The organism is Streptomyces spinoverrucosus (assembly GCF_006539505.1).
Classification (GTDB): domain Bacteria; phylum Actinomycetota; class Actinomycetes; order Streptomycetales; family Streptomycetaceae; genus Streptomyces; species Streptomyces spinoverrucosus.
Genome location: NZ_BJND01000116.1, coordinates 1 through 13,224 on the forward strand (window position 1 = coordinate 1; position 13,224 = coordinate 13,224).

Genomic DNA, 13,224 nt, shown 5'->3' on the forward strand with positions numbered 1-13,224 from the left:
AGTGGGTCACGGGTGTCGCGGGTGTGCGGGCAGCCAGGCCACCGTCGTCCGAGTGGCCTAGCCCGAGAGCCGAGCTGTCGCCTTCGGTATGGGGCCGCTACAGGATCGAAGACATGCGATGGCGAATGGCCAAGAGGGAATCGGAGCGGGATCGGCAGAAGCCGACCGCGAAGGCTTCGGCTGACCACGATCATTCTGCGAGAGACCGCGCCGGGTTGCAGCGTGCCGCCGCTGCCGGCGACACCGACGCCATGCGCTACCTCAGCTCACTGCTGGAAGAGCGGGGAGATACCGAGGGAGCCCGCGCCTGGTACATGCGCGCGGCCGAATCCGGTGACCTCGACGCCATGGATTGCCTGGGTGGCCTGCTGCTGACGGAGCAGGAGGGAGCCCGAACGTGGTACAGGCGTGCCGCCCAGGCCGGCCATCCCCGTTCCATGAGCAACCTCGCTGCCGTGCTGGCCCAGCAGGGAGATGTCGACGACGCTCGTGCTCTGTGGCTGCGCGCCGCCGACGCCGGCCACACCGGCGCCATGCACAACCTCGGCGTTCTGCTGGCAAAGGAAGGGGATACCGAAGGAGCTTGCCTCTGGTACGGGCGTGCGGCCGACGCCGGCGACACCGATGCCATGCACAACTTCGGCTCACTGCTGCAAGAGCAGGGGGACTTCGAGGGAGCCCGGGCCTGGTACGAGCGTGCCAGCATGCCCGGCAACCCTGTCGCGTTGTTCCAACTCGGTGCCCTGCACTACCAGTCGGGGGATGCCGACGGGGCTCGCGTGTGCTGGGAGCTCGCAGCCGACCGCGGCGACGAAACGGCTATGTGCAACCTCGGTGTCCTGGAGGACGAGCAGGGGCATGCCCACGAGGCGCGCGCGTGGTGGCAGCGTGCCGCAGAGGCCGGTCACGCCGACGCCATGCGCTACCTCGGCTCACTGCTGGAAGAGCAGGGGGATACCGAGGGAGCCCGGGCCTGGAACGAGCGCGCCGAAGACGCCGACAACCCCGGACACGAGCAACCCGGCGAGGATCACGGCGCGAAGCCTTGGGGACAATCCGGCGAGTCATGAGCAGAGCCAGAGGCGGATGGCTGCAACAGTGACGGTGCCGTGAAAGACACCCGGTGTGGCGGGGGGTGGGGTTCAGTACGGCGGACGCGCAGGCGGCGGCCAGGTCCTCGAATCCCGGGTGGCAGGTGCCCAGGTGGTCGATGGGGTGGCCGGCGGCGGTGACGTGGCCGTGCGCGATGCGACGGCGGGTGCCGACCAGGCGGTCGACGGTGGCGGCGTAGTCGGCCAGTGTCTGTCGGGCGGGGGCGGTATAGCCCTGTCCTCGGGCGGTCACGGGCTGTTCGAACGCTGCGCCGTAGGAGATCGGCCGCCGGTCGCGTACAACGTAATGGACCAGGTCGGGTACGCAGTGAGGGGCGGTGGAGGTCTACTTTCCCCGGGGCATCGCCCTGGCGAACGTCCAGACGAACAGGTCGATCAGTTTCGCCGCGGCGGCGGTGTCGCCGTCGAGGTTGGCGATGAGCGCGGTGACGTTGACGGTGGTGAAGCGGTAGAACACCCCAGCGGTCAGGAACACGGTCTCCAGGTGGGCGCTGCCGGCCTCGTTGGGTCGGGGCCAGTCCTCGACGGCAGTGAAGAAGTCGGGCTGCAGGCGGGCCTCGTGGACGGTAAACGCTGGTGCCATCTGCACGGCGCCGTCTACGTGCCCGGTGGGAATCTCGGCGAGCATCCGCCCGAACAGGTTGATGGTGGTGGTGCGGCGGGTCAGCTCGGCGGCGACCTGTTTGGTGGGCAGGAGCGGCGGAGCCTGCTTGCCGGTGGTGTTCTGGTCGTCCAGGGCCTGCTCGAGTTCGCCGCGGTGGTCGGCGCAGATGCGCAGCCGCGGCGCCGCCGTCGGGCAGGGACTGCGCCATCGCGACCATGGTGGCACGCTGCTCGCGCTCCGCCCGGGTCTCGATATGCGCCTTCACAAGCATCTCCACGACGCTCTTGGCGCGGCGCATCGCGAAGAACAGCACGACCAGCACGGGAAGTGACACCCCGCCCGCTCCCACCCAGTACGACCAAGTCATCGACCAGTTCTCCCAGTAGTGACGAACTCGTTGATGAAGGCACAAGGCCCTCATCCCTTACACGCCGCTGGAGGCCGGATCCGGATGCCGGACGGCAAGATTTTTTACCAACTGGCCCTGTCTCCACGGGCGCCACAATGTTTCCCCAGGTCACAAGGACCTGACGGGGCTGGAAAATTGATGAGGACCGGGAGAATCCGCGTCGAGTCCGGGCTGTCTCCAGGGACGGATGCACGGGCTGTGGGTGGTGGAGGGAGGAGCGCCCGGTGTCCTGACGGGACGGACGCGCGGGCATGACTGAGCGCCGTTCACCCGCTCGGGTGGCGGATCCGGATCACGGCGTTCAGCAGGCCCCATGCGCTTGGCTGTTGAGAGTGGAGGGGCACGAGCACAGCAGGCGGGTGCAGCGAGCTGCCGCAGGAGGCGGCGGTGCGGCAATCGAGGTCGCGTTCGCCACGGCCGCCGGGCAGGTGACGCAGTTGCCGTGGGATCAGGCGGCGGTGTCGGTGCGGTTCGAAGACCTGGTGCCGGTATCCGCGTTTCCGGTCGTTCCGGGCCGCCGGTGGGGACCGGGCTGGTGGTGGTCGGCGACCACCGGACGGCACGTCGTACATGGTTCGCCAGCAATGCGCACCCAGCTCGGCGAGCACCGCCGGCGATGCCCCTGAGACGCAGCAGCAGTCGGTGACCACCTGGGACGGTTTCCAAGCCTTCGCCGCCACCCCCGTGGCAGCCCCTCCCCCGCCCGGCGCGCCGCCTCGCAGCCTCGAGGAACGCCTGGCCTACCACTCGCGGTTCGTTACCGTGCGCACCCCGGCCATCGACACCCTCGCCAAGAACGTGCGCACCCTGATGATCCTCGGCCGCCACCAGACGGTCACCGCACGGCCGTCCCTCATCGTCACCGGCCCCGCCGGCGCCGGGAAAACCACCGCCCTGCTCCAGGTCGGACGCGCCTGCCACCTCGCCCACACCCGACGCCACGGCCCCACAGCCACAGCCGGGCAGGTGCCCGTCGCCTACGTCCTGGTCCCGCCCGCCGCCAGCGCCAAGACCCTCGCCACCGAGTTCGCCCGCTACCTCGGCATCCCCGTCGCCGCCGGCATGTCCCACGCCCCAGATCACCAACGCCGTCTGTCACACCTACACCACCGCAGGCGTCCAGCTGGTGATGATCGACGAGGTCCACCGACTCAACCCCCGCACCACCACCAGCGCCCAGAGTGCCGACCTGCTCAAAGACCTCACCGAACGCATCGGCGCCACCTTCGTCTATGCAGGCATCGACGTCACCACCACACCCCTGTTCACCGGAGTGCGCGGCGCGCAGCTCGCCGGACGCGCCTCCCTCATCGACTGCGCCGCCTTCCCCGCCCGCCTCGGCGACCAAGAGCCCTTCCGCGACCTCGTCAAAGCCATGGAGCGCACTCGACCTGCGCCACCACCGACCCGGAACCTCCCCCAGCTGAGTCCTTACCTCCACGAGCGAACCGCCGGCCGCATCGGCAGCCTCGCCCGCCTCATCCGCCAGGCCGCCATCACCGCCCTCATCGACGGCACCGAACGCATCACCAAAACCACCCTCGAAGCAGTCCGCCTCGACCACCTCGCCGAACAGCACTACCGACCCCACACCCGGCCCCGAAACCGCAGTACCAGCACCCCGTGACCCGGACAGACGTCACGGCCCGGGATACGGCCGCAGCCGTCCCCGCGCAGCGCAGTGTCGTCACCGCAGGGACATGGCTGCAGGTCCCGTCAGCCGCGCCGGGCGTGGTCCACATACGGCCGCTGACCGGCGAAGCGACCGCCTCATATGCGCAACGCCTCGCCAACGCCTACCAGCTGACGCTCGCCCAGTTCCTCGACGGCGCCGGCATCACCCTCCACGGCCACGGCACCCTGCCGGCAGCCGAACTCCACCTCAATCACAACGCGGCCCGGCACCTCACCGTCCTGGCCCGCCCCCCGCTCCCCCACCTGACGCGCGCCCTGCCCCGCCTCGCCGCCAATGACGACGTCCACAGCACCGAGGCCGCCGCGCACTGGAAGCGGCTCGAGGCCGGGCAGCAGCCCCGTCCCCGCCTGCACGCTGTGCACCCGCCACCGCAGCCACGGCATCACCGACACCGCGTGGCTCCACCCGTCACCGCAACGGCTGATGTGCCCGCGCCACCAGCAAGCCGCTCCCGACCCACGGCTCACCTCCACCGTCCACACCCAAGGCGTGCCCGAACTCGCCGCCGCGCACCACACCCACCAGCGCCTGCTACGACACCCCCGAGCCGCCACCGCCTGGACCGCAGCACGCGCCATCACCACACGCTGGTATGACCACCAGCAACACCTCACCCACCGCTGGCGTCCTCGCCTCAACCAGCTATGCGAGGCAAACCTCCACCTGACCAGTACAGGCAGCGCCTCCCCCGCACTCCTGACCCGCGACCTGGTGATCTATCCGGAAACCGTTGCCCTCGCCCGCGCACTCGCCACCCTGCCGAACCGGCCACATCGCACCACCAACGACGCCCTCACTCTCATCGCCTGCCGGCTCGGCCTCGCCCGCCTGACCCCCAACGCGAACGACCCACTCCGCGTCTTCCTCACCCACACACGCCACTGACCAGCTAAAACGAACTCCGAAGCCCGCAGGGAACGCAGCCGCCTATAGACGCACCAATACATCCAATCCAGCCGTCCCGAGTCCCACCCCCAAAGACGGGACACCAGACCCGAACGACCAAGCCCCCTGAAGATCAATGCTCCGTCACAACAGATGAAGAGCGGCCGAACTTCAGATACGCGCCCCGCCGGCTCGGACTCCCCTCTGACCGCTGCGTGACAGCAGCCGACCTGGGTCAGCGACGCGCACGCGCGAGCAAGGCCGCATGCGGCAGCCTCAGCAGACCGTCCTCGCCGGCAAACTCGGCGCTGAATAGATCGAAGTGACGCTTGATCTCGGCCCGGATCCGAGGCGTCTGGCTCTGCACCAGCTGCCCGCCGAAGGCCACTCCACTCGCAGGTCCGCTCCACCACTCGTCGGCGCTCGCGTGATGATCCCAGCGCAAGGTCTCGCACACCGCCTCGCTCAGCCCTGCCGCATCCATCAGCCCCGTCAGGCCGCTGTCGTCACGGGGAAAATCATCGTCGGGAGCCAGCCCTGCGGGCAGGTGTGGTGGACGCACCGCACCCGCGGCTTGGATCGCGCGGCCGATCAAAGTCTGTCCTGCGGCGGGCGGCACCGCCCATATCGTCAACGCGATCCAACCGTTGGGCCGCACGACACGGCGCAGTTCGGCCAGGGCCATCTTGGGCCGGCCCACGTGGTTCAGCACGAAGTTGGCCACGACGGCGTCGAACTCACCGTCGGTGAAGGGCAGCCGAGGAAGAGCGGCCACGCGCACGTCAGCCGCGGGTGCGGCCTGCATGGCCAACTCGACCATGGTCGGCTCCGCATCCACGGCCGTCACCGTCGCGCCCCGGGCACACGCGGCAGCAGCGACCGTCCCCGGCCCCGTGCCTACATCCAGCACCCGCGAGCCTGGCCCTACCTCGGCGGCATCGAGCAACTGCGGCACCGCATAGGCGCACAGCTTGGCGAAGCTTCCGGCATAAGCGGCACCCTGACCCGCCCATATGAGCCGCTCACTCTTGTCGAACACCGTCATCGACACCGGCACCCTCCCGACTTCAGCCGAGATCGGCACGTTGTCACGATCGCGCCGTCGACGACTCCCGCAGCGCTTCATATCCGGCGAGGCAGAGCCTGACGCGGGTCTGGTCTTCAGCTTCGACCAACACCTGCTGCCCCCAGTAGGCAGTGAGGCGGTGTGCGACAGCCACCAGACGACGGCGGTCTTCCGGCGAGTACGCCGGGAAACGTACCCAGCCCTGGTCGGCGATCTTGTTGCCGAGTTCGCTGAACAACACAGCCCGCACGCGCTGCTCTTCCTCGTCGGTCAGCGGTGTGGCAGTGCCCTGCGCAGGCAGCAACCGGACGTTGTACAGGTCTCGTATCACTGCACGGCTCACAATCCGCTCAAGATCCGTTCGCGGAAAGCCTACCGATTTCCCCGTTCGACGACAGGCCCTGGGCGAGGCAGCCCTGCGACGCCTGACGGAGCAGCTGCCTGCGACCGGCATGCGCTGGTCGCAGGCACAGGCACGGTGGCGCGGGCCGGGCAGGGCGTTCCTGTGCCGGCCCGCGTTGGCGTCGTGAGGTCAGCCGAAGTGCGGGGGTGCTGCACGGGTCCAGGTGGAGTCGACCCGCGCTCGCCCATGCCCGAGCGAGGGCGGGTGTCGTGGCTGCGGCGTCTGTGCGAGCTGGTGTCAGCTCACGGTGAGCAGTGCCGTGACGCGGGCCGTGCCCGCAGGTGCGGTGAGCAACGTGCCGAGCGCGGCCCGCTCGGCCGGCGCCGACGATCCGGCTGCCTCCGCGCCCACCAGCAGGACCTGCCACGGTCCCAGCGCCCCCTCCGCCTCCACCGTGATCGTGTCGCCGTCGCGGGTGGTGCGGAAGACGGCCGCCGTGCCGTCCCGGCCGCCCGGGGCCGGGATCCTTGTCACGACCGTCGTGCCGTCGAGCGGGGCGTGGATCCGCAGGGTCACCCCGTGCGCCCAGTCGTACTCCGCCGCGTCGTCGCTCTCGCCGTACGGGATCACCGAGCCGGGGCGGGCCAGCAGGGGGAGGCTGTCGTAGCCGTACCGCTCGCGTCTCCAGCCGGGGCCCTTAACCTGTTCACCCGACAGCAGGTGCGTCCACGTGCCGTCCGGGACGTAGTAGTCGACGGTGCCGTCGGCCGAGAAGACGGGAGCGACGAGCAGGTCGTCGCCGAGCATGTACTGGCGGTCCAGGGTGTGGCAGCCGGGGTCGCCGGGGAACTCCAGCAGCATGGCCCGCATCACCGGTGTGCCGTGCTCCGCCGCCTGCTGGGCCGCGCGGAACAAATACGGCATCAGCCGGTGCTTGAGGCGGGTGAAGTCACGGGTGACCGTGACCGCCTCCTCGTCGTAGTCCCACGGCACCCGGTACGACTTGCTGCCATGCAGCCGGCTGTGCGACGACAGCAGCCCGAACTGCACCCACCGCTTGAACACCTCCGGCGTCGGCGTGCCCTCGAAGCCGCCGATGTCATGACTCCAGAAGCCGAAACCGGACAGGCCCAGCGACAGCCCGCCACGCAGCGACTCGGCCATCGCACCGAAATGCGACTCGCAGTCGCCGCCCCAGTGCACCGGGAACTGCTGCCCGCCCACCGTTGCCGAACGGGCGAACAGCACAGCCTCACCTGCGCCCCGGACCTCGCTCAGCACCTCGAAGACCGTCTCGTTGTACAGCTGCGTGTAGTAGTTGTGCATGCGCTGCGGGTCGGAGCCGTCGTGCCAGACCACATCGGTCGGGATGCGCTCGCCGAAGTCGGTCTTGAAGCAGTCGACGCCCTGCCCGGTGAGCGTGCGCAGCTTGTCCGCGTACCACTGCCGTGCGTCCGGGTTGGTGAAGTCGACCAGGGCCATGCCCGCCTGCCACAAATCCCACTGCCATACGTCGCCATTGGCCTTGCGGACCAGATAGCCGTGCCGCCTGGCCTCCGCGAACAGCGCGGACTTCTGCGCGATGTACGGGTTGATCCACACCGATACGCGCAGATTGTGCTCTTCCTTCAGCCGCCGCAGCATGCCCTCCGGGTCCGGGAACACCTCCGGGTCCCAGGTGAAGTCGCACCACTGGTACTCGCGCATCCAGAAGCAGTCGAAGTGGAACACGCCCAGCGGAATGTCACGCTCGGCCATCCCGCGCACGAACCGGTTCACCGTCTCCTCGTCGTACGAGGTCGTGAACGACGTCGACAGCCACAGCCCGAACGACCAGGCCGGCGGCAGTGCCGGGCGGCCGGTCAGCGCTGTGTAGCGCTCCAGGATGTCCTTGGGCGTGGGGCCGTAGACGACGTAGTACTCCAGCGACTGGTCCTCGACGCTGAACTGCACCCGTCCGACGGCCTCCGAGCCGATCTCGTAGCTCACCCTGCCGGGGTGGTTGACGAAGACGCCGTAACCGCGGTTGGTGAGGTGGAAGGGGACGTTCTTGTACGCCTGTTCGCTGGCGGTGCCGCCGTCGGCCTGCCAGATGTCCACACTCTGGCCGTTCTTCACGAACGGCGTGAACCGCTCGCCGAGCCCGTACACCAGCTCGCCGACGCCGAGCGTGAGCTGGGCCAGTGAGTGGTGGCTGCCGTCGCCGACGACCGCGAAACCGGTGCCGCGCGCCTGTGCGGAGGTCAGGACGCGCCCGTGCGCCGTGAAGTCCAGCTGCCATGGGGCCGCGGTGTCCACGTGCAGGGACAACTCCCCGGCCGTCAGCTGCAGCAGCGAGCCCTCCCGGGTGACCTTCGCCGTGTGGCCGGGCTGGGTGTGCAGCGTGAATTCGGGGCCGCGTCCGGCGGCGCCGGCGTGATGGGTGGAACGGATACCGATCACGCCCTCGGCCGGCGACCAGCACTCGACGGTCAGCAGCGGGCTGTTGAGGGTCTGGCCGCGGCTCGTGACCTGCCTGACGGGCGCATAGAGCGTGAACCGGTCCTCGTCGAGGCGGACGTCGGCGACCTCGGCGGCGTACGACGCTTTCACGCCTTCGCGCATCAGCCAGTAGCCGTCGGTGAACTTCATCGGGGTTCCTTACCAGGGGTGGTGCGGGCGCGGTGGGCGGCAATCAGCCGCTGATACCAGCGGAAGCTGTCCTTGGGTGTGCGCGTCTGCGTGTCGTAGTCGACCCGGACGATGCCGAAGCGCTGACCGTAGCCGCGGGCCCACTCGAAGTTGTCCAGCAGCGACCACACGTAGTAGCCGCGCACATCGACACCCGCGCGCAGAGCGTCCGCCAGTGCCTGCAGGTGGGCGTGGAGGTAGCCGATGCGGTCGGCGTCGCGGATCCGGCCGTCGGCGTCGACGGTGTCCGCCTCCGCGGAGCCGTTCTCGGTGATCAGCAGCGGCGGCAGCGCGGGATAACGCTTGGCCAAGTCGATCAGGAGGTCCGAGAAGGTGTGCGGGACGACCGGCCAGCCCATGGTGGTATGCCGGACATCGTCGCGCCAGGACTCCTCGGCCCGGACGTCGACCGCAGTGCGGGTAGCCGGGTCCGGGACGCGGTACGGGGCGTCGGCGACGGTGATCGGCCGGTAGTAGTTGATGCCGACGAAGTCGAGGGGCTCGCCGATGAGATCGAGGTCGCCGTCGAGGCGGTACGAGCCGGTACCGGAGGGCAGCAGCTCGCCCCACGTCTCGGCCTCGTGCTGCGGGTACCGCCCGGCAAACAGCGGCTCGAACCACACGTCATTGTGGAGCGTCCCGACGCGGCGTACGGCGGCCAGATCGGCCGGTGAGTCCGTGGCCGGGAGCAGCCGGTCGGGGTTGAGCGTGATCCCGACCTCCCGTGCGCCCGCCGCGCGCAGCGCGCGCACCGCCAGCCCGTGGCCGACGAGCAGATGGTGCGCGGCGGCGAGCGCGCCGCGGCCCTCGCGGGCGCCCGGGGCGTGGCCGCCCGCCGCGTAGCCGACGAAGGCACTGCAGAACGGCTCGTTGAGGGTGATCCAGCGCTCCACCCGGTCACCGAGCCGGGCGGCGACCAGCCCGGCGTACTCGGCGAACCGCTCCGCCGTCTCACGCACCCGCCAGCCGCCCCGGTCCTCCAAGACCTGGGGAAGGTCCCAGTGGTAGAGGGTGGCGGCGGGCGAGATGCCGGAGGCCAGCAGCTCGTCGACGAGCCGGTCGTAGAAGTCCAGACCCGCCGCGTTGGCCGGGCCGGAGCCGGCCGGCTGGATACGCGGCCAGGCGATGGAGAAGCGGTAGCTGTCCACGCCCAGCTCGCGCAGCAGCGCGATGTCCTCGCGATAGCGGTGGTAGTGGTCGCAGGCCACGTCACCGGTGGCGCCGTCCGCGACGCGCCCGGGCTCGCGGCAGAAGGTGTCCCAGATGGACGGGCCTCGGCCGTCCTCGTCGTACGCACCCTCGATCTGGTAACTGGCCGTGGCCGCACCGAAGAAAAAACCGTCAGGGAACTCAGGGAACCGGGCGGACTCGGCGGACTCGGCGGACTCGGCGGACTCGGCGGACTCGGTGAAACTCACAGGGAAGGAACCGCCCTACTTGACCGATCCGCCGGTGATCCCGGCGGCGATGTACTTCTGGGCGACGACAAGCAGAATCGCGGCCGGTACGGCGGACAGCACCGCGGTCGCCATGACCGCACCCCAGTCGCTGACGTGGGCGCCGACGAACTGATAGATGCCGAGCGTGATCGGCTTGACGTCGTCCGTCGTGTTGAGGGTCAGCGCGAACATGAAGTCGGACCAGGCGAAGAGGAAAGTGAACAGTCCCGCCGTGATCAGAGCGTTGCGGCTCATCGGCAGCACGATCCGCACGAACGCGGTGAAACGGTTCGCCCCGTCCACCATCGCCGCCTCGACCACCTCGCTCGGGATCGACACCATGAACGCCCGCAGCAACACGATCGAGAACGGCAGACCGAGCGAGGCGTCCGCCAGGATCAGCCCCAGATAGGAATTGACGAGATCGAGCTGCGCGTAGGCGCTGTAAAGGGCGTTGGCGATGACGATGCCCGGCACCATCTGCGTGATGAGCGTGGCGAAGACGATGCCCTGGCCGCCGCGGAGTCCGAATTGGGCGAGCCCGTACGCAGCCGGCGCCGCGAGCGCGAGACAGACGACGACGGCGCCGAGTGCCACGACGAAACTGGTCAGCAGCGAACCACCCTGGGTGCTGATGGCCGTGTCGAAGTTCTTCAGGGACGGTGAGGCGGGGAACCACTCCGTGGCGGCGATGCTCGACTCCGGCTGGAGGGCGGTGTTGAGCATCCAGTACACCGGGAAGAGCAGTACGGCGAGGATCAGCAGCGCGGCGGTGGTGTTCCATGCCGAACGGAGGCGGAGCCGGGGCGCCGGTCGGTTCATCGGTCGGTTCATCGTCGGTCACTTCCCCTTGCCGAAGTCGGCGCGGTTGGCCCGCAGGTACAGCACGGCGAATACCGCGCTGATGAGGATCAGGACATTGCCCACTACGGCGCCCTGGCCGAAGTCGAGCTGGAGGAAGGACAGCTGGTACGTGACCGTGCCCAGCGTCTGTGTGGAGTCCGCAGGCCCGCCCGAGGTGAGCGCCAGGATCAGGTCGAGGATCTTCACCGTCGACATGAAGCCCAGCACGAGCACGACGGTGATCACCGGGCGCAGCATCGGCAGCGTGATGCTGCGGAACGTCCGCCATGGGCCGGAACCGTCGAGCGACGCGGCCTCGTACAGATCGCGCGGGATCTCCTGCAGGCCGCCGTAGAGGATGACCATGTTGAACGGGATGCCGATCCAGATGTTGACCAGGACCGCCGACAGCAGTGCCACGCCGGGGCTGCTGAGCCACGGCACACCGTCCTGCGGAACCAGGCCCACCGCGTGGAGCGCGGTGTTCAGCATGCCGTGGTCCTGGTCGAGGATGCGCCGCCAGACGACGGCGGAGACCACCATGGGCACCAGCCACGGCAGCAGCAGGATGGCGCGCACGAAGCCGGAGAGCCGGAAGCGGCGGGAGAAGAAGACGGCGAGGGCGAGACCGATGGTGAACTGGCCGAGCAGCGAGCCGACGGTGAAGACGGCCGTGTGCCACAGGGCGCCGGTGAACAGCTCGCTGGCGAAGACCGCCCGCCAGTTGTCGAGGCCATTGAACGGGGCCTCGCCGGTGAAATACGTCTTCGGCGTGTAGTGCTGGAAACTCATCACGATGTTACGGATGAGCGGATAGCCGAAAAAGAGCGCCATGTAGGCGAGCGCGGGCGCGACGAACAGCCAGCGCAGCAGCCCGCGGCGCACCGACGCACCGCCGGTCGCGGACTTCGCCGCGCCGGCGCCCGTGGCGGGCACGGTCGAGGTGATCGTGGTCATGACCGGTTCCTCACTTCCCCGCCGAAGCCTGCTGCTGGGCCCGGTGCAGGGCCTGTCCGGGACTGGTCCGACCCGTCAGCACGGACTGGAAAGCACCCGCAAGCGCATCCCCCACGACCGGCCAGCCCGTGCCCACCTTCGCCGTACGGGACCGGGCCGTGGTCACGAGCTCGGCGAACGCGGCGAGCTTCGGGTTCTGCTTCGCGTACGCCTGCGCGGCCGCCGCACGGGTGGGCACATTGTTGACCGACTCGCCCCACTCCAGCTGGTTCTTCTCGGAGTTGAGGCAGTTCAGGAGCTTGGCGGCGTTCTTCTCGCGGGCCGGGTCCTCGTCGTTCTCCGGTACGGCCATGACGGTGCCGCCGATAGGCGGCACCGCCGGCTTACCCGCCTCGGGCACCGGAATACTCGCAACCGCCCAGTCCACGCTCTTCTGCGCGCTCAGGACCGGCACCTGCCACGGCCCGTTGATCATCATGGCGGCGCGGCCCGCGACGAACTGGTCATTGACGTCCTGCTGGTTCCAGTTGACGACAGACCTGGAGGCAGAGCCGTCCGCGACCAGGTCCTTCCACAGCTTCAGCGCCGCCTCGCCCTTGCCGTTGTCGAGGCGGGCCTCGTCACCACCCGCGGACCAGAAGAACGGCAGGAACTGGTAGACACCGTCCGCGTTCGGACTCGCGCTGAACGCCATCCCGTACGTGTCACCCACGGTCAGCTTCTTCGCAGCGTCCCGCAACTCCTCCCACGTCGCGGGCGGGGCAATACCCGCATCCTTCAGCAGCCTGGTGTTGTAGATCAGCGCCAGAGAGTTGACGGAGCGGGCAATTCCGTACTGGGTGCCGTCGTACGAACCGAGGGACTTCGCACTCGCCGACAGACCGGAAGTGTCCACCCCGATCTCGCCCAGCGGCCGCAAGCCCCCGGTCTGCGCGAACTGAGGCAACTCCGAACCATCCAGCTCCAGGATGTCAGTCAGCGAATCGGACGACGCCATCCGCAACGCCTTGGAAGCAACCTGATCAGCGGGGACACTGATCTGCTCCACCCTCAGCCCGAACGGCTCACTGCAACGGTCGAAGAACCGCTGGTTCGCGGAATGCTCCGCGGTGTCGGTCGCCGAGTTAAGCACAGTGATAGTGCCCGGATCGGGCACCGCAGCACAGCCAGACAGACCCACCACGAAGCTGGCACAGGCGA

10 protein-coding genes and 3 pseudogenes are annotated in these 13,224 nt (G+C 69.0%); 4 read left to right on the forward strand and 9 right to left on the reverse strand.

Going from position 1 to position 13,224, the window contains the following annotated elements:
• Nucleotides 1–125: 125 nt before the first annotated feature.
• Nucleotides 126–1,070: an SEL1-like repeat protein gene (locus SSP24_RS40865; protein WP_141316095.1), complete on the forward strand. Its 945-nt coding sequence runs from the start codon at nt 126–128 to the stop codon at nt 1,068–1,070.
• A gap of 193 nt (nt 1,071–1,263) precedes the next feature.
• On the opposite strand, the pseudogene SSP24_RS40870 reads toward SSP24_RS40865, so the two are convergent.
• A pseudogene (locus SSP24_RS40870) lies at nt 1,264–1,941 on the reverse strand (type I-E CRISPR-associated protein Cas7/Cse4/CasC); the annotation flags it as partial.
• Nucleotides 1,942–2,403: 462 nt separating this feature from the next.
• Between SSP24_RS40870 and SSP24_RS44715 the strand changes: the two are divergent.
• Both SSP24_RS44715 and SSP24_RS45495 read left to right on the forward strand, forming a co-directional pair.
• Nucleotides 2,404–2,724 (forward strand): annotated as a pseudogene (locus SSP24_RS44715) (TnsA-like heteromeric transposase endonuclease subunit); the annotation flags it as partial.
• Between the two features lie 43 nt (nt 2,725–2,767).
• A pseudogene (locus SSP24_RS45495) lies at nt 2,768–3,752 on the forward strand (TniB family NTP-binding protein).
• A gap of 143 nt (nt 3,753–3,895) precedes the next feature.
• Here SSP24_RS45495 and SSP24_RS40890 read toward each other — a convergent pair.
• Nucleotides 3,896–4,213, reverse strand: coding sequence for a hypothetical protein (locus SSP24_RS40890; RefSeq protein WP_229864829.1), 318 nt, complete (start codon nt 4,211–4,213; stop codon nt 3,896–3,898).
• 97 nt (nt 4,214–4,310) lie between these two features.
• On the opposite strand from SSP24_RS40890, the gene SSP24_RS43280 reads away from it, so the two are divergent.
• The gene (locus SSP24_RS43280) at nt 4,311–4,706 is read left to right on the forward strand and encodes a hypothetical protein (RefSeq protein ID WP_167529860.1); all 396 of its coding nucleotides are present in this window, start codon (nt 4,311–4,313) and stop codon (nt 4,704–4,706) included.
• A gap of 235 nt (nt 4,707–4,941) precedes the next feature.
• Here the strand turns inward: SSP24_RS43280 and SSP24_RS40900 are convergent, their stop codons facing one another.
• The 7 genes from SSP24_RS40900 to SSP24_RS40930 form a co-directional block, all read right to left on the reverse strand.
• On the reverse strand, nt 4,942–5,751 hold the full coding sequence (locus SSP24_RS40900; RefSeq protein ID WP_141316097.1) for a class I SAM-dependent methyltransferase: 810 nt from the start codon (nt 5,749–5,751) through the stop codon (nt 4,942–4,944).
• 43 nt (nt 5,752–5,794) lie between these two features.
• Nucleotides 5,795–6,115 (reverse strand): hypothetical protein, encoded by a 321-nt coding sequence (locus SSP24_RS40905; RefSeq protein ID WP_229864828.1) that lies wholly within the window; start codon nt 6,113–6,115, stop codon nt 5,795–5,797.
• 297 nt (nt 6,116–6,412) lie between these two features.
• Nucleotides 6,413–8,746, reverse strand: a complete 2,334-nt coding sequence (gene yicI / locus SSP24_RS40910; protein ID WP_141316099.1) for an alpha-xylosidase — start codon at nt 8,744–8,746, stop codon at nt 6,413–6,415.
• The gene (locus SSP24_RS40915; RefSeq protein ID WP_141316101.1) at nt 8,743–10,203 is read right to left on the reverse strand and encodes a GH1 family beta-glucosidase; all 1,461 of its coding nucleotides are present in this window, start codon (nt 10,201–10,203) and stop codon (nt 8,743–8,745) included. The genes yicI and SSP24_RS40915 overlap by 4 nt, the downstream gene beginning before the upstream one ends.
• A gap of 15 nt (nt 10,204–10,218) precedes the next feature.
• Complete coding sequence (locus SSP24_RS40920; protein ID WP_141316103.1) at nt 10,219–11,046, reverse strand: carbohydrate ABC transporter permease; 828 nt, start codon at nt 11,044–11,046, stop codon at nt 10,219–10,221.
• 18 nt (nt 11,047–11,064) lie between these two features.
• A complete protein-coding gene (locus SSP24_RS40925; RefSeq protein ID WP_141316105.1) occupies nt 11,065–12,024 on the reverse strand; it encodes a carbohydrate ABC transporter permease in 960 nt (319 codons plus the stop codon).
• A gap of 10 nt (nt 12,025–12,034) precedes the next feature.
• Entirely contained in the window at nt 12,035–13,207 is a 1,173-nt protein-coding gene (locus SSP24_RS40930) for a sugar ABC transporter substrate-binding protein (RefSeq protein ID WP_244951809.1), read from the reverse strand.
• Nucleotides 13,208–13,224: the final 17 nt, after the last annotated feature.